Below are 22,581 nucleotides of genomic sequence, written 5' to 3' on the forward strand. Positions count from 1 at the left end.
AGGAAAGAGCTAAAGAGTTCAGTATACTAAATATGATTTGGGGCAAAATTATGCCATTCTTTTATGTCAAGACAACGATCATAGATTTTAAGTCGATAAGACGATCTCTTCTTTCAAGAAGAATATAGTTAGCTGGTAATTTGGAGAAACATAGAAAATTATTTACGTTACACCTAATTGAATTGCTGCTGAAGATTTATCCTCAACTTATTCATCGTTCTCTATTAGCTATTTCTTTTTTTATGAAATACAGTGAACAGTCCCAATCTTAAAAAGAAACAACTGTTCACCGATAAACAAAAACAGTTTAGAGTTGCTTAACCTGAGAAACTAACTGGGATAGCATATCTTGCGCGTTGCCAAAAAGCATCATGGTTTTATCTTCGTAGAAAAGTTGATTATCTACCCCAGCAAACCCAGTGCTAAGACCCCGCTTAATGACGATAGTATGATGAGCTTTGTCTACTTCGAGGATAGGCATTCCAAAAATGGGGCTATCCTGATCGCTTTTTGCAGCAGGATTAACAACATCATTGGCCCCAATCACCAAGGCAACATCAGTAGTATTAAATTCAGGGTTGATGTCTTCCATATCATAAAGTTGATTGTAAGGGACATTTGCTTCAGCTAACAGCACGTTCATATGACCAGGCATTCTTCCAGCAACAGGATGAATAGCATATTTGACTTCTACACCCATTTTTTCAAGTTGATTAGCTAATTCGCGCACAGTATGTTGTGCTTGCGCTACTGCCATTCCATAACCAGGAACAATTACTACGGAACGGGCGTATCCTAACATCATTGCTCCTTCCTCAGGATCAATGGAGTGAATAGTCTTATCAGCTATTTCCCCAGAACTTCCATCAGTAGCGGTGGTTGAACCACCAAATGCGCCAAATAAAACGCTTAAAAGGGAACGGTTCATAGCTTTACACATGATTTCCGTTAAAATAATTCCTGATGCTCCTACTAACGCCCCTGCAATGATGAGCATATTGTTCATTAAAATAAACCCCGCAGCACTAGCAGCTAACCCAGAGAAGGAGTTCAAAAGGGAGATAACCACGGGCATATCACCACCTCCAATGGGAAGGACAAATAATACCCCAAAGATGAGTGAAACAAAGACCAATCCCAAGAAAATAAAGATGTTGGTCGGATCTAAAAAGAGATAAAAACTACCGACAATAAAGCTAAGAAATAGCAGAACATTAAATGCCTGTTGTAAGGGAAAAGTAATAGGAGAACCCCTGACTAACCCTTGTAATTTCCCAAAAGCTAGTAAACTTCCGGTTAGGGTAATACCGCCAATAAAAACCCCTAAAATTGCCACGATAGTCGCATCAACGGGGATAGTATCTCCAACTTCTAATAACCGCCAAAATTCTCCAACCGCAATTAAGGCACTGGCTGCTCCACCCAACCCGTTGAAAATACCTACCATTTGGGGCATAGCTGTCATAGCAACTTTTTGGGCAGTAATCCCCCCGATAAGGGAACCAATTACCGCACTAATTAAAATCATTTGATAGTTAACTACTGACTGATTAATCATGGTGGCAACAATAGCTAGCAACATTCCGAATGAAGCAATAATGTTACCCTGACGGGCAGTTGCGGGAGAGCCTAATTGTTTTAACCCCATAATAAAAAGGGCCGCGGCGGTTAAATAGGTCAATTCAATGCCAGTAGTTAATCCTGATAGGATATCCTTACATAAGGTGGTATCGTTCACAGCTATCTATGCTCCCTTCTTTTTAAACATCTGCAACATACGGTCAGTCACTAAAAAACCACCCACAACGTTAATGATAGCGAGGCAAACGGCGATTAAACCCAAAATAACGGTAAAACTCCACTCTTTAGGTCCAGCAATTAATAAAGCCCCAACAACTGCAATACCTGAAATTGCATTAGCCCCTGACATTAGAGGAGTATGCAGAGTGGGGGGAACTTTATTAATTACCTCAAACCCCACAAATGAGGCTAAAACAAATACCACTAAACCAACCAACAGTCCAGTTGTCATAAATAATTTCACTCCTAAGCAGAATTCAGGATTACGATATTGAGATAAAGAACTCTAAACTTTATCTGTTAAAACTGTTGCCTTTTTCTTTCCCGATAGGCTAGCCTTAGGCTTTCACCAAACGGAGTAGAGCCTCTTTAACTTTGGGATGGCGTAATTGTCCTTCGTGGGTAACACAAGCTCCATCGATTATGTCATCGTCGAAATTAAGCTGCATTACTCCATCTTTAACCAGGTATTTCACCAATGTTAAGAGGTTTTTTGCATAAACTTGACTTGCATTAACGGGAAGACTGGATGGTAAGTTCAAAGGGCCAATCACATGAACCCCGTTGTAACAAATATTTTTTCCAGGTTCAGTACAGGCGCAGTTACCTCCACGATCAGCTGCAATATCGACAATCACCGAGCCGACTTTCATTTCTGCGACCATTTCCTCCGAAACGATAACAGGAGCTCGTTTTCCTTGAACTTGAGCAGTTGTGATCACTACATCGGACTTTTTAACATGCTCAGTTAATACCTGACGAATAAGTTCTTGGGTATTCTGGGTAACTTCTTTGGCATAACCCCCTGTGGTGGTAGTATTTTCCTGTATAGGAATTTCCACAAATTTAGCCCCAACACTCTGTACTTCCTCTTTGACGGTGGGACGAATATCGAACGCTTCTACTACAGCTCCTAAACGACGCGCAGTGGCGATTGCTTGTAATCCGGCAACTCCTGCCCCAATTACTAAAACTTTGGCAGGAGGAATAGTTCCAGCCGCTGTTGTCATCATGGGAAACAGTCGGGGAAGAGAAGCTGAAGCGATTAGAACAGATTTATAACCGGCAATATTGGCTTGAGATGAAAGAGCATCCATACTTTGAGCGCGACTAGTACGAGGGATTAACTCCATGCTAAAAGCAGTGATTTGACGCTGTGCCAATTCCTGAATTTTTTCTGGGTTTCCCAGGGGGTCAAGGAAACTGATTATCTTAGCTCCTGATTTAAGCCAATCCATTTCCATTTTTCCATGCTGTTCCCCTGGAGGAGCAACTTTGAGGAGGATATCGGCTTCTCCCCACAGTTGTTCTGGAGAACTGATGACCTGTGCTCCAGCTGCCGTGTATTCAGCATCGGTAAAATGACCTCCGAGTCCTGCTCCTGATTGAACCAACACCTCAAATCCTAATCTGATGAAACGGGCGACGGTATCGGGAACTAGAGCTACTCGCAATTCTCCTATTTCACTTTCCTTTGGAACAGCAATTTTGATCATGCTTAACCTTCCTTCTATACTGTTATCGGTTAAAAAGGGCATTGCTAGTATTTTGAGGGTTATTTCTTGGTTAAGAGCAAACCTTAAACCCTTCTTCGTTTTTGAAAATGTTTGCTTAATAAAGCTTAGCAAAACTTTATTAGTGTTTTCCCGTTAATGTAATTAACCATACTTTGATTGAGTTTTAAATAAACTTTGATCCTAGTCTTGTACCATATATTTTAGTCTATGTAAATGTATATAACTATAAATTATAAATTTAAGTCGATAAAATTTTTCTTATTGTCTTACTAAGAAAAGAAATCTGTCATTAAATTTAATATCCACAAACTCCTCAATTTAATTTCTTTCAATAAAAGCTAAAGTTTTTGTTATTCAATCGTAATAAAATAAGTATAAATTAATGATTTAAAAGTTATTCTTTTGAGTAAAACATGTTATCATCAAGTCTGGCGACAAGGTTACTTAATTATTCATAAAAAGTAAAATTGCGTGTCTGCGTAGTCAAAAGTTGCTTGACTAGATAATTTTCAGGAATAAATATTAATTAATAAGTTCATTTATTCTGCAATAAATAACTTTTCAAGCTAATTATCTTAGGAGTTTATAAAATAAATTATGATTATAAATAGGAGAAGATTTATAGCTTTTAACTTAGCAATTTTGACGACGGCTTGTACAAATTATAACTTATCTAAAAAACAACAAAAAATCAATTTAACTATCTCAGTTGCATCTAGTGTTCAAGATGTAATGAAGGATATTCAAGTACTTTATCGAAAGGAAAACCCAAATGTTTATGTTAACTATAATTTTGGTTCTTCTGGTTCGTTGCAGCAACAAATTGAACAGGGGGCGCCAACTGATATTTTTCTTTCTGCAGCTCCTAAACAAATGAATGCCTTGCAAAGAAAAAAGCTGCTGTTAACAGAAACTAGACGGAATTTACTAAAAAATAGAGTTGTTTTAATTGTTCTTAAAGAGATAGACAATAATGTAACTTTCGAAAGCTTAAATAGAGCTGAGTTTAAAAAAATTGCTTTAGGAGACCCCGCAAGTGTTCCTGCTGGACAGTATGGAAAAGAAGTTTTAAGTTTTTTGGAACTATACAAAAAAATTGATTCTAAGTTAGTTTTTGGGAAAAATACCCGTCAGATTTTATTTTATGTGGAAACAGGTAATGTTGATGCAGGATTAGTCTATAAAACTGATGTCAGAGTTTCTGACAAAGTTAAAATAGTAGATATAGCTCCTGAAAATTATCATTCTCCAATTATTTATCCTATTTCTGTTATGAAACAAAGTAAACATCCAGAAGAAGCTAAAAAGTTTACAGAATTTCTTTTTAGTGAGAGAGCAAAAGATCTTTTTAAAAATTATGGATTTAGCTTAGTGAAAAATTAGGGCAAGTATAAATCGATAAACCTTCTCCTATTCTAAGGTTTGCCAAACAATTTGGAGAAGTTCCTCTAATCTTGTTCGCGTTACTGCAGAAATAGTGATAATTGGGGATGAATTAAGATTTTTCAATTCTGTTTTAACGGTTTGAATAGTTTCTTCATCTACTGCATCTATTTTGTTAAGAGCAATAATCTGGGGACGATTGCTTAACCCTCTACCATAAGCGTTTAATTCCTCTTGAATAATCTTATAATCAGCGATCGGATTGGTAGAAGTTACATCTACTAAATGCAATAACAGACGAGTTCGTTCAATATGACGCAGAAATTCATGTCCCAACCCGATTCCTTCATGAGCACCTTCAATTAACCCTGGAATATCTGCAAATACTGTCCCATCTCCTGTGGGTTTACGCACCACTCCTAAATTGGGAACCAAAGTAGTAAAAGGATAGTCTGCAATTTTAGGACGGGCTGCCGACAATGCAGCCATTAAGGTAGATTTCCCTGCGTTAGGTAAGCCGATAATCCCCACTTCGGCTAGTAATTTTAGTTCAAGACGTAACCAGCGATGTTCCCCTGGCAGTCCATCTAGGGCATAGTCGGGGGCGCGATTTTGGTTACTGAGAAAGTGTTTATTTCCTAATCCACCCTTACCTCCAGCCACTACGCAGAGGCTTTGTCTCTTTTCTACTAAGTCTCCCAAAATTTCTTCAGTTTCTCTATCGTAGATGACAGTGCCACAAGGAACTTCTATGATACAGTCTTTGCCATTGGCTCCTGTCCGGTTGCTGGGACCGCCTCGTTTCCCATCATCAGCCTTAAAACGACGTGCATAAGAGAAGTCCAGTAAAGTTTGTAGGTTTTGATTAGCTACGAGAATAACTGAACCTCCCCATCCCCCATTACCCCCTGCAGGTCCTCCAGCCGGAACATATTTTTCCCGTCGGAAGGCAACTATACCATCTCCTCCTTTGCCTGCTTCAACTTCAATCTCAGCGCGATCAATAAATTGCATAGAAAATTATCGTTTTAAGTCCCGAAATGTGTATTTCTTGAGGGTCAACACCCGTCGACCCCTACCTGAGTTTATTGTTTACTTATTCTAAACGTACTCTGAAATATCTTCTTTACAATTATCAGACAAATAGCATAAAGCACGAAAACGCAACCCGACTAGTTGTTCATAGAGAGGGTTAAGCTTACATAAAGCAGGAATGTGAACGATTTTATGTCCAAAAAGCTTAACGTCTCGTTCAAAGGGACATTGAGAAGGGACCATCTTACAAATAAATCTAGCAAGGCGAGGGTCACTAATATCCATTCCATCAAGCCAATCCTTGAGGGGATGTAAGAGATCAGGATGGGGATGAGGAGGACTTGATAAAGAGACAGCTGCCCCGTCAGCTTGTGCTTGTGGGTGTTCTTTGAGAGCTTGGCACAAGGTATGTTCTAGGGATTTGAGGGCTTCTATCTTGAGTCCTAAAGCATCGCTAAATTGATGTAATAACTTTGCCTCGGAGGGGGAGTAAATCCCATCAGCAATTGCCACTAAAACGGCGGTTCTTAAGAAATTTTCAGCAGTATTTTCGTCAGGACCTAATGCTTTGGCCAATTTTTGGGGGGTGATCGCTCTAAAAGTTACATCCGTTGTATCTTCTAAGGCTAGATCTTGAGTAAGTTGAGAAATTAAATCTTGTTCTTCAGGATCATAATGCCCGTCGGCCCAGGCAATAGTTAGTAAACCTTGTAACCAAGCAGAAATTTGAGTTTCAGTGTAAGAAGATTGAGCAACGCCAGCCATAATAATATTCTAACTAAACACATTAAGTAAGGGACGGAGACAGTCGATTGCACGATAAACAATTAGTTTTTTCTATCTCCCTCCCTTACGAGTTTAACTTTGCACGTCACCTTATGGTTGAACAATCACTGGAATTCCTTTATTTACCAATTTAAATAAAGCTTTTACATCAGCATTCCTCATACGAACACAACCGTGAGAAACTGCTTGACCAATCAAATGTTCTCCAGGGGTTCCATGAAACCCAATATAATTCTTTCCGTTTGTCCAGAAGCCGATCCAACGTTCTCCGAGGGGACTGTTTGGCCCCGGCGCACTTATTTTTCCATTCCAAGGATTTTCCCATTTTGGGTTTTCTATCATTTGAATGACTTCAAATTCCCCTTGTGGAGTTTCCCACCCTTTTTTACCGATCGCTACTCGATAACTGGCCAATAATTGCTCATCTTGGTATGCGTAAACCTTACGCTCCTTTAATTTCAGTACTAAGTGCGTCGCTAATACTTTAGTTTCTGCCGGAGTTGTTTTGTCCGTTGGACTAACTTCTTCTAAAATAGCTGGCGCGATGGGAGAGGTAGGAGTTTTTGTAGTTTCTGCCTTTGATGGTACAGCCGCTTCCTCTGCACCGACCTGCTCATTGATCAGGGAGATAGGTAAAAAAAGACTCCCACTAGCCAAGATCAACGGTATTAAAAGTTGTTTAAACTTCATTGTTTTATAAATTCTATGTAAACTTCCAATGTTTCTAAATAAAAATCGCACCTAATCACCAATATTTTAAAATATATCTCAGACAATGAAATCTAAATTTAATATTATTTTTTCCATAGTTCCTTTTTTATCTTCCCAGCTTCACCTCATCTGTCCATTATGCAGTTTAGCAACTACGGTAATTCCTGCCGTCTTAATTTCTTCATTCTGTAGACTTTTGAGAGAACTAGCAACGGAGAAATGGTGTCAATGATTAGTTAGTAACTTTGTCTGTTCACTTTAAGGCGACGATCATAATTTTAATTAAAGCTGTTGCTTTTCTAGTCGCTGATTCAAGCATATCCAAAACATTGGCGGTACCGAGCTAGCAAAAACAGTCTCTAATTTTCGTAAAACGAAAGGCTTTTCATTGGTTTTACTTTAGCTAAATCGAGTTCCTTTTAATATTTTCTGGTCAGAATAAACGACGAAACTATAAAGTTTATCCGACTGAACAGACATAAAGCATAGACTTTTTTTGATAAGACATAGTACAATGACAGCCATTACTAAAAATTTCGGTGTGAGAGTTGATTTCAATAATGTTAAAGATTCAAAACATAATCCAATTTCCCCTAATTCTCCTAGGAATAATGATGATAACTTCATCTAATTCCCAGGCTTCTCCTTTACCTGAGCCATCTAATCCCCAGGTTTTTTCTTTACCTAAGTTGCCTAAAAATAACTTAAGGCTGCAACAATTAAGTGATGGTTTCTTAGATAACACTGGTCGCCGTGAGCAGTTACAAGTAACCAGTGTTTCAGAGTTACAAGATGTTACTCCCACCCAATGGGCTTATGAAGCATTAAGGAAGTTAGTAGAACGCTATGGTTGCGTTAGTGGATATCCTGATCGCATTTTCAAAGGAAACAGAACCCTATCCCGTGATGAATTTGCTAGTGGGATAAATGCCTGTTTCGAGGATATGAAAGTCTTTTTAGAGAACAATACAGCGGTCTTGCGAGAAGATATAGAAAAATTAAAGCGTCTAGCGTACGAGTTTGAGGCAGAAACAGGCTCTTTGGGGTCACGAGTGAGAAATTTAGAGTCACGAATAGCATATGCTGAAAATCATCAGTCTTCCGTTACTACTCTTCTCACTGGTGAGGTAATCGTAGGGTTAACGGGGATCACTAGTGGAGAGAAAAACCAAGGTACTGAAGACATCTTTAAGGTAACTAACCTAGGGTATCGGGGACGACTGAAATTAAATACCACTTTTGACGGGGATGACTCACTTTATATCCGTTTTACAACAGGGACTGCACCGTCTTATCCTGACATCACAGAAACATTTGAAGGGAAATTAAGCTTTTCACAACCTGATGAGAGTGATTTAGCTATACAACTGATAATCTATGATTTTGCACTCGCAGAAAATGTGCGAATGTTTGTTGAACCAGTTGGAGGCGCTTTTGATGACTTTGTTCCCACAGTGAACTTCCTTGATGGGGATGCGGCTTCTGGGGCATTATCTTCATTTGGCACTCGTAATCCCCTCTATTATATGCCCGGAGGGCCCGGTGTTGGTTTCCGAGGGCAGATTTTTGAAGTGTTTGAATGGAGTGGAGGTTATTTAGCCGACTTGGGTGCTAGTCCTGACTTGGGTGCAGGGATGTTTAATGGTCCCTATGGTGTGATGGGACAATTGGCTTATGAACCCAATGATAATTTTAAAGTGGCGTTTACCTATCTGCATGGATATAACAATCTTGATTCAGGAACTGGTAGTCGTCGTTCTAATTTCCAAAGCTTTATTGAAGAAGAGTTCAAGGATTTTGGAGCCTCTGTTGATACAATTAATAATTCCTATAGAATGGAATTTAGTTGGCATATGTTTGATCAATTTGTCCTAGGTGCTTGGGGAGGCTTTACGACAACCAGAACCTTAGGGGCAATTGATTTAGGGAAAGATTTAGACCCCATAGGCAGAGGGAATCTAGATATTTGGAACTGGTCGATGAGTTTAGCTTTTCCTGATGCTTTTTTTGAAGGAGATACTGCGGCAATTATTATTGGTATGGAACCTTGGGTTTCTAAGTCTAATCTCGTTTTACCTAACGGGTTAAGAAATAATGACCGCGATAGTTCTTTTCATGTGGAGGCAATCTATGAATATGCGATTAATGATAACATTTCAATTACCCCTGGCATAATTATCATTACTTCCCCTGATTATGACAACAGTAATGATTCTTTAGTTATTGGAACGATTCGCACAACTTTCACTTTCTAATTACTGTGGATAATTGACCCATACAGATTCTTTTTATAAAGAAAGGACTCTGAACAAAAATCAAAACTGAACTGGATTATCATTCAATAACAGTAATTATACTGAACCTATCTTATATAATTATTGTTATTGACATTTTGAAAATCTTATCATTAAGATAATTCGAGTTCCTGACGGTTAACTGGTTATTAACATTATTGTTATTACCAAATTAAGCTTTCTTAAGACATGAAAAACTTTTGTTGTCCTAAGTTTGGTAAAGCCGGGATAGTTGCCGTTTTTATTCTTTCCTCTGGTTCCAGTTTTATCCATCTCTTTATTTAAAATTATTCTACTTTTTGAGGTTCTTCTTCCTTAGAAGATGGATAAATCTTTGTACTCATTTTTATTCCTTATAATTTACAGCCTTTCTTTTTACCTACAGATTTTATCGGAAGCTCATTTCGAACGTGATATTTTTATTCTTGTCTTTGCTCTTGTGCTGAAGAAGTTTTTGGTGCATGTCAACTTTGATAGTTCTTGCTCTTCTAATTCCGTTTGCTAGATACCAGCCTGCTTGGTATCTAGCAAACACTATTTCTTAATTATTTTTCTGTGTTTTTTTCTTTTAAAGTTCAATTATTTGGGACTCAAAAAAAGATAGCACAAAAATAGCTCTTCTAGACTTAATATGATAAATTAGCAGCCAACAAATTCTAAAACTCTTATTCTGAATATATTCTGTGAATACAGAGCTATTATTTCTATAAAGATCAGACTTTTTGATTCTTAGAGACCTTGCAGAGTAACACTTTTTTGTTTTCTATTTTTAAAAAATTTGGTTTATTTTGACTATAAAAATAAACTTATGTAAGTACTACAGTATTTTATCAGTTTTGCTATATTCTCGATAGTCAACCATAAAAATGAAAAAATCCATATTTTAAAAATGTTGTGCCAAATTAAGATTATAACTAATTTTTTCAGCATTAATGTACAAATATAATGAAACACAATAACTGTTTAAATCAGCAGATATACACCATCCATAAATATGTTCCCTTTCACTATCTATGATCAACATATTCACCCAAAAATATTAATAATCTCAACTTAATTTTTAAAAAGTATAATTTACATGAGAGGAGGTAACAAAAATTGATTGCTCTTGTTAAATTACTAACCCTAAATAAAGGGCAAGATAGGCAATTTTTATTTTTAATGTTTACAAAATACCGACTATCTATTGTCGAGCAAAATAAATAATCATGCCTCAAAAGTACTCTCTAAATAATTATTCGAGAATGAATGGGTTTATATTAACAATACATATTTTATAAGGTATAAAAGACTAAATTATTCACTACTTTAACGTTGGTTTTTGATTATGCCAATCAGTGGCTTGTTCATAAGCGTAGCCGACTTGAAATAGTTTACCCTCTTCTAAAACGTTTCCAATCAACTGTAAGCCAATAGGTAAGCCATTTTCGTCGAAACCGCAAGGAATACTCATTCCTGGAAGTCCGGCTAGATTAACGGGAATTGTCATTAAATCAGACATATACATACTCAGAGGATTATCTATTTTTTCGCCTGCTTTAAATGCTGTAGTAGGAGACGTAGGACAAACTAAAACATCAACGGTTTCAAAGGCTTCATCAAAATCCTGTTTAATTAAAGTGCGAACTTTTTGCGCTTTTAAATAAAAAGCATCATAGTAACCTGCAGACAACGCATAAGTTCCAATCATAATGCGTCTTTTAACTTCAGGACCAAAGCCTTTAGCACGGGTTTTAGTGTACATTTCCAAAAGGTTTTCTGCTTCTTCTCGAATACCGTATTTAACCGCATCGTAACGAGCTAAATTAGCTGATGCTTCCGAGGGCGCAATGATATAATAGGCAGGTAAACCGTAGCGGAAGTGAGGACAAGAAACCTTCTTAACTTTTGCCCCCAATGTTTTTAATTGATCAATAGCGTTATTAACGGTTTTAGCCACTATGAGATCTAAACCTTCTTCAAAGGTTTCTTCAATAATGCCAACTGTTAACCCTTTTAAACTCCTTTTAAGAAAAGTAGTGTAATCCGGAATGGGAACATTAAGACTGGTGGAATCTTTAATGTCATAACCCGCAACCGCTCCCAATAAAATCGCTGCATCTTCAACACTTCTCGACAACGGACCGATTTGATCTAAAGATGATCCATAAGCGATTAACCCAAACCGTGAGACTAGTCCATAAGTCGGTTTTAGTCCAACAACACCGCACAAAGAGGCCGGTTGGCGGATAGATCCTCCTGTATCCGAGCCTAAGGCAACGACGCACTCATCAGCTGCTACTGCCGCCGCGGACCCGCCAGAGGAACCACCTGGAATCCGTTCGAGATCCCAAGGGTTAGCAGTGACTTGATAGCTAGAATTTTCCGTAGAACTTCCCATAGCAAATTCATCTAAATTCGTTTTTCCTACCATAACTGCCCCCATTTCCTGTAATTTCTGAGTAACAGTAGATTCGTAGGGAGGAATAAAATTTCCTAATATTCTCGAGGCACAAGTAGTAGGAATACCTGCAGTGCAAAGATTATCTTTTATACCGATGGGAATGCCCGCTAACAGTCCAATTTCTTCTTTGGCTGCAATTCTTTTATCTACTGCCTTAGCAGTTTCTAAAGCGCGATTGGCGGTGACACAGAGAAAACTCTTGACCTTGGGTTCTATTACTTTGATGCGTTCTAACACTTCTATAGTAGTTTCGACAGCAGAACGTTCTTTGGTGATTAATTGTTTATGTAGTTTGCGGATAGATGTCATAAATATAACCTACTATGCTTTGGATGGGATAACTTATATACTCCAATGGTTTAGATAATACTAGCACTTAATGCTATCATTTTTTTAGAGAATTAGTCACTAATAATTGATAATCAAAAGAATGACTTAATTAAACTTAATTGACAACCAGTCTAGATTGATAATTAAATCTTAATTTTCTAGCTTAATCAAATTCATTTAATAATAAACAATGGAGTTAAATATTTTAATTTAAATTACTATATAAAAAACAATATTTTTAGTATGAGTTTACCTACAAAAATTAATTTTTTATTTTTAGTAGTATTACTACGTTCCCTTTTTATAAAATTATTTAGGATAAATAATCAAGATATTTTTAGAATAGGAGTAGCTAACCTGTGTCTTTTTTTATTCTTGTTTTCTCTGAGTTAAATTTTGTGTAAATCTTCATCAAGATGGCTACTACTATTAATAGTCCCTTGGTAAAATTTTATATTTTTATTTTTTTATTAGAAATTGCCGTAGTAAATACTAACCAAATAAAAAATCATACTGAACTGATAATCTAGAATTGACTATTAAAATACCAAGTCAAGAGACTTCAGAGTTAAAAATAATTATCAATCTATAGGTTATCCTTTTCACTCACTTCGATTTATTATTAATATTTCTTACTCTTAACTTAATGTTTTTTTAGAAAAATAATTATTTTATGATGTTTTTAACACCAATTATTTAATTTTTATAGTTATAATATTCAGGTTATTTCCTCTCATAACTATTCCAATTTTTGGGAAAACTATTATATTTTTATATATCCGATTAGTTTAGCTTTTATTTCTTTACTTAAATATTTTTTATCTTTATGTAAAACATATTTACTTCCGTTTAATTATGACTAGCTCTTTAAACTCTCCAGTTTTTTATTTAAGATTTTTTAAAAAAATATTTATATAGAATCTCTAAAAATATAGAGCAACCTATTTAATTTTTATAACAATATTTTTTATTATACTTATAACTATATAAGTATTTTTTAATAAATTTTTGTTTATATAATTTCTATACTTACTTGTTTATTTAAATAAAATAACACTGTATAATAACTTCTTTATCTTTTAATAAAAGCGATTTAATTAATTTTCTAATTGTCAACTATTTAACTCTTAAATAATGATATTTAAGAGTTTTTTTTAAAGACTTTAGTATATATTTTTCTATTTTCAAGTTAAATTAACTATTCTTTAGGTTTGACTTCATGTTGATTAAATCTTATTTAATGACGACTTATATTGAAATATAAAGCTTTTTTTACTCAAGGCAAATTTATCATAGTTAATTTATAATTTTGATGATTTTTTATAGTTTTACTAGTATAAATAAAGATTTATATTGTTCGATAAATTAAACTATTACTATCTTAGTTTTATTTAAAATTTAAATAATAGGTAATATTGAGTCTTTCTAAATTTTAAATATTATTTATTAAACTGATTTCAAAAATTGATACAGTTAGTATCAATTTTTGAAAAATCTTGAGTTTAGTATAATTCAATTTAAATATCAAATCTTATAAAAGATTATCTATATAATAATCGTAGGGTTTAAAAAACATATAAATAACAATCAAACTTTATCTTTTAGTTTGCATATAAATAAATAGAAAATCTAAAATTTGCTATTACTAATTATCTATTTATTACTGTTATAATTATTATATTTTTTGAGTTTATACAAATAATCTTATAGAGAAGATAACTGATTTCTTTTAAGAAAAAGAATTGCTATTATAGCTTTAAAATAAACAAATATTAAAAATAGATTATTTATCTAGATAAATATTTTCCATATAACAATTAAAGTAGAGTAAAATTGGTGGACTATGTTCAACTAAAATTTGAAATTCTGTAAAAGAGATCTTAAGGGTTATATTCAATATTTTCTTACTCAGATTAGTTTTGAAAACTTTACAGAAACTAAAAATTTATTTCCCTAAGTTACTATAATTTTTATTAAGTCATTGCTGAAGATAAGAATACTTTAATTTATCAAATAATTTGATACAGTACCCGTGGCATTTTTAGACTTGATTATCACAATGTAAAAATATTTTTTTAAGAAAATTAAACAACAACTAAAAATCTGTAATAAATAATTTAACTTTAAATAAACTTATAAATAAGTTTTTAGATATTATTAATACACATAACTTAATAAGTACAATAGTATAAAATTATTTTTTCTAGCTTAGAAAACTATTAATCTAGTTTAGAATCTATTTAAATTTTTTTTGATGATTAGCGATCATAATTTATGATAAATTTTAGTTATTTAAATAAATATTAATCTAGGTTTTTAAAACCATATCACTTCTAATAAAAAAATAGAATCATTGAAATGACAAGTACATTGAGCTTATCTTCTTATTTAGAAAAATATACTTTTATTTAGTTTATTTAAATTATTTCTCTTACTTGATTAACTTTTAAGATCTCTCGGAAAATTGTTTTTATCTATAGAGTTGATCTGGCACAAAAATTAAATCTATAAATTTATTTATTACTATCTTTACTAATTTAATAAAACTAATATTAGTACTAGTTTTATTACCATTACTGCTTTTTTTCAAAGTCAGAATGTTAACCTAGTATGAGCATTAACCAGCTTTTAAATTAGAGGTTTGACAGTTGTCTTTACGGTGCAATAAACCCTTGAACAACTATTTGTTCATTCGTTTCCTTAAATTAGTTCTGTGACCTAAGTTCTAGATATTGAAATCCTAGATTAATTAATCTTATTAAGTATCAAGCTGCTTCTCCTCCTACCATAACCTCTTTAATCCGTAGACTTGGTCCTCCACAACCAACAGCTAAACCACTTTGTCCTCCTTTACCACAGCCTCCTGATTCATCCCAATAAAAATCATTCCCGATTGCCTCAATATTACCTAGAGTTTTAAATACATTCCCTGATAAAGTCACATCTCTGACAGGTTCAGCCAGCTTTCCATGCCGAATCATCCAAGCTTCTCCTGCACTAAAAGTAAACATCTCCCCATTTGTCATTCCCCCTAACCAATTTTTTGCATAAATCCCTTCTTGAATATCTGTCAATAAATCTTCTACTGGAGTTTCTCCGCGTTCGATCCAGGTGTTTGTCATTCGTACTAAAGGAGGATAATGATAGTTTAAACAACGGGCATTTCCAGTAGGACGTTCGTTTAATTTTCCGGCGGTTTCCCGTGAATGTAATCGTCCGACCAAGACCCCATTATGAATTAATTGGCTCTTGGTTGCAGGAACCCCTTCATCATCATAAAAATAACTCCCTCTGTGGCCTTGGGGAGCAGCCCCATCAAAAATTTGCAGAATCTCAGGTCCAAATTGTCTCCCCATACTCATTAACTCTAAAAGCTCGGGATTGTCGCATAACATGTCCGCTTCAGAAAGATGGCCAAATGCCTCGTGAACAAACAAACCTGTAAGAATAGGGTCTATCACAACTGTATAGTTATTCCCCTTCACAGGGGGTAAAACTAAAGCATTCAGCGCGCGTTGGGCTGCTCCTTGTATTTGTTGTTCTAAACCTATCAAATCTTCATATCCCCGACGAGACCCTATAGTTTCCCGTCCTGTTTGTAGGGTTTCACCACTTCTAGCCGTCGCTGAAAACCGCATTTCCAAATCTGCCCAAGACTGTTTAATCAATGTACCTTCGGAGGTAGCCAAAAGGATGTTTTGGGTACTGTCCCTATAGCGGACTGAGGTAGTCGCAATTTTTTCACTCAAACTGCGGAGAATTACGTTGTAATGGTCACACAGGGCTTTTTTTTGTGATAAGGGAACATGGCGAGGATCAGTCCCGGTTAAAGGCAACTGACAGTCAATCTGGACTGGTTCAATGGGAGCTAATCGAGTTTCCTCATCCCCCACCAAACGTGCTGCTGCGATTACCTCTTCTACTCGCTGGTTTAGAGTTGATAATTCATTAAAGGTGGCAAAACCCCATCCACCTCTGTAACAGGCTCTGACTTGACCTCCACTGGCAATACCTTCACTCAGAGTGTCTATTTGATTCCCCCGCAATATAATATTTGTCTCTTCAGAGTATTCGACTCGAATTGCTAAAAAATCCACGTGATTGCGGTAACGGGAGATGATTTCTGTTAGTTGATTTTTGTAGGTGGTAATCTTAGTCATAGAGGCAGCCGTAGTTAATTTTGATTTACGTGTCTTTTAGTTTAAAGGACAGATGGAAAGTGGAGTACGCGAGTATAAATAACCTTTTCTAGAAAAAGGAAAATTTGCGATTTTGGTGTTAATTATACTCTTTATTATGGAAATAATATGGCAAGTCGTTAAATTTATTAATTGCTATCTTAGCTTCTAGTGTAAGATTTTATCTATAAAATAGACACAGTTGTTAGCTACTATTATTATAACCCTATTTTTATAAAAAAAAAACTTCTAATATGTCCCTTTTTATAGTTAGTGCCTGAAGATAAATAATAGGTTTTAAAAAACTTTATTTTTCTGTATTATTAATGAGTTTACATATTATTTACCTAATAAAATTAGGTAAATAATATGTAAAGACTAAAAATTCAATATATAAATCTTTACTACTTGTTGTAGTAAAAGTTTATTTTGTGTTAGTAAATAAGAAGTTTTAGTTACTTCTATTTTATTAATATGATTTATGGGACTTTCCTCAAAAATTTGTTGTGTGCTTTCTATTGTCATAGATTAATTCTTACTGAAGTTTTTTTTATTTCATCCTGTAAGGATGCTAATTAAGCTATCATTTCCAGTCTTAGTGAATATTAAGACTGGAAATGATGACTTAATTAGCTACAATTTTCTTATAATCAGAAGAAAATAAATTATATTTTTTTTACTAATAGTTAAAAAGAAAGTTCAGTTAGTATATTGCTGTAGTTTTTTAGTTAGTTATCTATAACAAGCTTATACTAGCTTAGTAATAAAAACAGTTAATTTCAAGATTATTCTAATAACTATAAGACTAAAGTTATTAGAATAATCCGTGGTTGATCATCTCTTATTTTAACTTAGCCTACAAAGAGAATAAAGTTAACACTAATTAGGTTATTAAAAGTTATGCATTGAGGCAGAATAGCCTAATATATTAGAACAATTTCTAGAAGAAGATAATAATGCCATTCTACAAAAACTAAATACTAGCTTGTACCGATAAAATGTTCACTACATTAGTATTTTTATTATTTCTACTTTTTAAAGATGGACAAATAAAAAAGTTTTTCTTGCTTATATAACAGAAGTGTTAATATTATAATTTTGTACGGTAGCTTATGTAGTAATCGATAATTTATCGGTTAGTAAAACAATAAAAGTTAAATAATTTATAAAATCTATAGAGACAAAATTTTTACTTTTACCTTCTTGTTCTTCCGATTTAAACCTTATTAAAAATTTTAAGTCAAAAATTGAAGACTATTTGTGAAGCCAAAAATTCCAGAATTCTAGAGTACTCAATTAAGCTATAGATTTAGCAACTATCGACTAGTGTACCTATTATTGTTATTACGAGCTATCCAATGGAAAACCACTTCTTAAGAAAGTAAAATTGTTTGCTTGAAAACCTTCTTTTTACTTTATAAAAGGAAAAATCTACCTCTCTAACCACATAGAGTATTTTTCCTTTGTTTATTAAGCCTAAAAATATAACTTTAATTAGGTTTTTTTGACTTTTATATTTATCTTTTTAGTCAAATTTTAAGTGTTTGATCAAAAGTAAATAGTAAATTAATTAAATCACTGCTGAAGGGTTATTCACAAATATCATTCCAAAATAGAATCTATAAATTTATCTGCTTTAACTTCCAATTCATTTGTGATTGTTAAAATCCTCCAGACTTCTTATTTTTTGTAATGCTAAGTTTTCGTTTGCAAAATTAGCATTACTTTAATCATTAAAAGTATTTCACTGCATCCACTTGTTTTATAAACTCATTTCAAAACTGATAGACTTGTTTAAAATAGGTGTCATCACTCATCTTTTTTTTAGAAAATTATTAGAATGGGGAACTAGTTTGAGTGTAACTTTTAAGGATATATTTAAAAGCAACTCGAGCTTTGATCTCGTAAGCTTACGAGATGTATAAGATATTTAAACTATTCTCTCTAGAATCCACCGACACTGTTTCAATAATTTATTAATACTTTTTTAGTAACTTATCCCAAACAGTTTCAATAATTTGAACTTCTGAAATTGTGTCAGGTCTCTACTGTCTATTCTACTGTATTGATTGTCTCTGTATCTAGGGCTAGGAAAATTTTTCTTGGTAAGACTTAAACATCAATCACGAAACAGGGTATCATCTCACCTCACCAACCCAGAAACATGTACTTTTAACTCTTTGAGATCTTTTATAGACTTAATTTCTGTTTTAAACTATTTCCTCGTTTTTCCTCTCATTTGTGCCCCGCATTGCGAGTCGAGAAATAAATCACCTCAAAATTAGCATAGAGCCTGTGCATAACTTCAAGTCTATTCACGTAATACAATCAAGAACTGTATTGTTGATAACCTAACTCGAAAGGCATAGATTTCTCAAACCCTAAAACTAGATTGCTGCCTATGTATTTATGTAATGATAGCTTGCTGAGTATCTACGTTACAACGGCATTTTGTTGTACCACATTGAAAACCTATAACCATAGTACAATCTCTTTCCTTCCATAAGCAATAGGCAGCAATGATGAACTGCTTTTTTATCATAGTTAAAACTTAATTGTAAACTGTTTGCGTTTCCTAAAATTGTATGGAGAAACTTATTCCAACTGGTGGCAAATTTCACCAAAGATAAGTTAAGCTATTTCTTGTTACTTCTCCTGAGCTAGATTGAGCATTATTAAGAGTTGATAATCGTAGTATTGGCAGCTTCGAATTCGAAAGTACTAAATAGAACGTTATATAAGGTTTTTCTCACCGAATTATTCTTCAGTTACAGTCATTGACTGTGTCAGTGTTTATCTTAATTTATAAGTATCCTGACCAAATTAAATGAAAGGTTGGTATTGTCTAGCAACAGGTTTTTGTTTATTAACTTATTTTAATCTTTCTGTTAAGATAGACTGAACACATAACTTAACTTTTGTTAAAAATATTCTTATGTTTAATTGGTTTAACCGTAAAGTTGAAACGCCTGCTCAATCTCAAGAATCAAAATCTGTTGAAGAAAAAACTCTTTCTGATTCTTCACAAACCCAAAAACAAATCCCAGAACAAACATCTCAGTCAAGTCAAGAGGATTATCTAACTTTGGCTAAGTTCGCTTATAAAAACATTCAACAACGCGAAGGAAAATCCCAATCGGAAGAAACTCCAGAAACGCTTGAAACTGAAGCCGATTTACAACAAGAAGAAACCATAAAAACTAAGTCCTCAAAGACTCCTAAAACCCCAGTATCAGAAGTCTTTGAGGAACCCGTTCTCACCAGTGCAACCACTACCGTTGAAACTCCTCAATCCTCGGCACAAGAAGTTAGGTATGAACCGGCTTCCGTTGAAGAAAGAACCACACCAGCTTGGATGCAAAAATCTGATCGTCTAGAAATCCTTAAGGAAACAGCGATAGAGACGAAAAAGGTAAAAGAATCAGAATTGGCCTTTGATGAAGAATTTGTCTGGTCAGTCAAAGTTCTTGCAGCTCAAGGCCGTGCACCTAAAGATATTTCTGCCGAAGAGATTAGCTGGTTGAAACGACTGCGTCAAGGACTAGGTAAAACCCGTCGAGGGTTAATTAACAAACTTAAAGCGGTTGTTGGTCAAGGACCCCTCAACCAGGATGCGGTAACAGAAATTGAAGCTTTGTTACTACAGGCGGATGTAGGTTTAGAGGCTACTGACTATATCATTACAAGTTTACAAAGTAGACTTCGCGAAGAGACATTACCCCCCGAACAGGCGATTGCCTATCTTAAAGAAATTCTACGTGATATTCTCGATGCTCCCTTAAAACAGATAAAGAATCCAGGGTTTGCTCCTGAAAAAGGTATTCTCAATATTTGGTTAATGACAGGGGTTAATGGTGCTGGTAAAACAACCACCATTGGAAAACTCGCCCATTTATCCCGACAATCCGGTTATAGCTGTATAATTGCTGCGGCGGATACTTTTCGAGCAGCAGCTGTGGAACAGGTAAAAGTATGGGGACAAAGGAGTAATACTCTAGTCGTCGCTAACCCAGGCAAAAATACTGATCCGGCAGCAGTAGTATTTGATGGCATTGCGGCTGCCCAATCTCGTCAGACAGAACTCTTGTTAGTGGATACGGCAGGACGGTTACAAAATAAAAAGAATCTCATGGAAGAATTGTCTAAGATTAGACGAATTATTGACAAAAAAGCTCCTAATGCCCAAGTTGAAGCTTTACTAGTTCTCGATGCTACTTTAGGACAGAACGGATTACGCCAAGCTGAAGTTTTTTCAAAATCAGCAAACTTAACGGGGGTGGTGTTAACTAAGTTGGATGGAACCGCTAAAGGTGGGATAGCCTTGGCCGTTTCTCAAAAACTTAATTTACCTATTCGCTTTATCAGTGCAGGAGAAGAAATCGAAGATTTACGACCTTTTTCTAGCTACGAATTTGTAGAGGCTTTACTTAATGATTGAAATCTATAATAATTTTAGTTTTTAGGGAAGCATTTTATTTTCATTTATTGAACTTTAGTAATTACTCGCAAGTTGATTGTCTGCACAAAATATTCTAATGCGTTATACAAAAAATAACACTAGTAAACTGGTACTTTTAATTGTAGCTACTTGTAATGTTGAACCTTATTAGTTAAGGTAAGTTGGACTCATATTACTATCTAGGAATGAGTACTTTGATACGCATTTATTTCTTGGATATACAAAATGTAGAAAAATAAGAATTTTGTTAAAATTGCCAGTTGTGATACTTATATGAATGTCTAAACTGGTGATGTTGAATTGAATAGTGAAATGTTAAGTTAAGAAATTTTAGAGTTAAAAATAGACTAAATTTTTAATCTATAAGCTTTCTTTTTAATTGACTTTATTCAATTTATTATTAATATTGTTTACCGTTTTACAAGTTATTTCCTCGTCAGAATAGATAATAAATTCTATAATCCAACGTTTAGACTAATTATTTCACTACGATGAATAAGCTTTTTTACACCAGTTAGCTAAGTTCAGTAATCCTGATATCCAGTCTTAATTTTTGTAAAAAATATTTTTTTATTGAAATTCTCTTGAGAATTTTAATAAAACTCAATCAACTTTTAGGTTTTTCTATGTGGAATTTTTGATCTAATTTTTTTATAATTATTTCTATGGTTTACTCATTCCATTCTTTTTTAGCAGCATTCTTTATGTCACTATTTCAAGTCTTTTAAATAATTTTAATTTTAAATTTTTTAGTATATATTATTTTTTTAAAGAAAATTAACTCTTTTATAAATTTACTTTTAAAAATGATTTATCCACTTTTTAAAAAAACTTAATGAAAGATGTTAAAAACTTTTATTAAGTTACAAGCTACTCAAAAAATTATCCAACTAATTGAAATTAAAACTAGTGATTTGAGGAATATAGGCAGAATCTCAAATAATTTCTTGAAGAAAAACTAACTTTCCTGAAGCGTCAGAGCTATAAATAATCATATACTTATAGGTTTGTTAAACTATTCACAGAAGAAATTTCATGGTATTAAGTCCAAAGAGGGAATATAAAATAGTTAAGTTTAGTTTATAAATATTTGATTAAAATATAGCGTCATCTAAAAATAGTATTATTATAGGATAATATTGTTTAGTTTTGTAGCAAAAGAAGAAAAATAAATTTAGAAATTACTAAAGGATATTTACTGGCTTTCTATTCATAATTAAAGCCAGCATAAAAATTATAGGTGTTAATAGATAAGCCTGGCGTTCATGAGTATTTTGGAACAGTTAATGAAATGGAAGAAGTCTTGCTAAATCGTTGTAATTTCTTCAGGAAAATAAAAAAATAAATTAAAAATATAACTCATTATCATTGGCTAAATTTTTAGTTCCTTTTTCTAGGAGAATGTGTCTGCCGAATTTGGCATCAAACAATAAGTATATAGAATTATAGTCCATTTTGATAATCTACTTGTCCAAGAAATGGTGAAAAAGATCAATCGGACAATCAAATTAATTATAAAGATAATCTTATGGCTGAACTAACTTTAATAGTTTTATAAAAAGAGAAAAATAGTTTTGTTAAACCAGTATTCTCCTATTAACTTGTGACACTTAATCTGGAAAAGCTTTATTTATAAGAATATTCT

General features: G+C 33.9%; 11 protein-coding genes. 3 read left to right on the forward strand and 8 right to left on the reverse strand.

Features of this window, described 5'->3' with window-relative positions; all coding sequences use genetic code 11:
- Positions 1 to 307: 307 nt before the first annotated feature.
- From RGRSB_RS01390 to RGRSB_RS01400, 3 genes are all read right to left on the reverse strand, one after another.
- Positions 308 to 1,738, reverse strand: coding sequence for an NAD(P)(+) transhydrogenase (Re/Si-specific) subunit beta (locus RGRSB_RS01390; protein ID WP_119259511.1), 1,431 nt, complete (start codon positions 1,736 to 1,738; stop codon positions 308 to 310).
- Between the two features lie 6 nt (positions 1,739 to 1,744).
- The gene (locus RGRSB_RS01395) at positions 1,745 to 2,032 is read right to left on the reverse strand and encodes an NAD(P) transhydrogenase subunit alpha part 2 (protein ID WP_119259512.1); all 288 of its coding nucleotides are present in this window, start codon (positions 2,030 to 2,032) and stop codon (positions 1,745 to 1,747) included.
- Between the two features lie 106 nt (positions 2,033 to 2,138).
- A complete protein-coding gene (locus RGRSB_RS01400; protein ID WP_119260906.1) occupies positions 2,139 to 3,296 on the reverse strand; it encodes a Re/Si-specific NAD(P)(+) transhydrogenase subunit alpha in 1,158 nt (385 codons plus the stop codon).
- Between the two features lie 624 nt (positions 3,297 to 3,920).
- Here RGRSB_RS01400 and modA point away from each other — a divergent pair.
- On the forward strand, positions 3,921 to 4,700 hold the full coding sequence (modA, locus tag RGRSB_RS01405) for a molybdate ABC transporter substrate-binding protein (protein ID WP_119260907.1): 780 nt from the start codon (positions 3,921 to 3,923) through the stop codon (positions 4,698 to 4,700).
- A gap of 27 nt (positions 4,701 to 4,727) precedes the next feature.
- Here modA and obgE read toward each other — a convergent pair whose 3' ends face one another.
- The 3 genes from obgE to RGRSB_RS01420 all read right to left on the reverse strand — a co-directional run bounded on the left by obgE (position 4,728) and on the right by RGRSB_RS01420 (position 7,211).
- On the reverse strand, positions 4,728 to 5,714 hold the full coding sequence (gene obgE / locus RGRSB_RS01410; protein ID WP_119259513.1) for a GTPase ObgE: 987 nt from the start codon (positions 5,712 to 5,714) through the stop codon (positions 4,728 to 4,730).
- Positions 5,715 to 5,801: 87 nt separating this feature from the next.
- Positions 5,802 to 6,500 carry a DUF533 domain-containing protein gene (locus RGRSB_RS01415; protein WP_119259514.1) on the reverse strand — a complete coding sequence of 233 codons (699 nt, stop codon included), beginning with the start codon at positions 6,498 to 6,500 and terminating at the stop codon, positions 5,802 to 5,804.
- A 111-nt stretch (positions 6,501 to 6,611) separates the two neighbouring features.
- A complete protein-coding gene (locus tag RGRSB_RS01420; RefSeq protein ID WP_119259515.1) occupies positions 6,612 to 7,211 on the reverse strand; it encodes a L,D-transpeptidase in 600 nt (199 codons plus the stop codon).
- A 632-nt stretch (positions 7,212 to 7,843) separates the two neighbouring features.
- On the opposite strand from RGRSB_RS01420, the gene RGRSB_RS01425 reads away from it, so the two are divergent.
- A complete protein-coding gene (locus RGRSB_RS01425; RefSeq protein WP_232014546.1) occupies positions 7,844 to 9,487 on the forward strand; it encodes an iron uptake porin in 1,644 nt (547 codons plus the stop codon).
- A 1,342-nt stretch (positions 9,488 to 10,829) separates the two neighbouring features.
- On the opposite strand, the gene gatA is transcribed toward RGRSB_RS01425, so the two are convergent.
- The gene (gene gatA / locus RGRSB_RS01430) at positions 10,830 to 12,278 is read right to left on the reverse strand and encodes an Asp-tRNA(Asn)/Glu-tRNA(Gln) amidotransferase subunit GatA (RefSeq protein ID WP_119259517.1); all 1,449 of its coding nucleotides are present in this window, start codon (positions 12,276 to 12,278) and stop codon (positions 10,830 to 10,832) included.
- A 2,786-nt stretch (positions 12,279 to 15,064) separates the two neighbouring features.
- Complete coding sequence (locus RGRSB_RS01435) at positions 15,065 to 16,459, reverse strand: TldD/PmbA family protein (RefSeq protein ID WP_119259518.1); 1,395 nt, start codon at positions 16,457 to 16,459, stop codon at positions 15,065 to 15,067.
- Between the two features lie 2,953 nt (positions 16,460 to 19,412).
- On the opposite strand from RGRSB_RS01435, the gene ftsY reads away from it, so the two are divergent.
- A complete protein-coding gene (gene ftsY / locus RGRSB_RS01440) occupies positions 19,413 to 20,915 on the forward strand; it encodes a signal recognition particle-docking protein FtsY (RefSeq protein ID WP_119259519.1) in 1,503 nt (500 codons plus the stop codon).
- Positions 20,916 to 22,581 lie beyond the last annotated feature (1,666 nt).

Origin of the sequence: cyanobacterium endosymbiont of Rhopalodia gibberula, from assembly GCF_003574135.1 — a bacterium.
Taxonomy (GTDB): domain Bacteria; phylum Cyanobacteriota; class Cyanobacteriia; order Cyanobacteriales; family Microcystaceae; genus Rippkaea.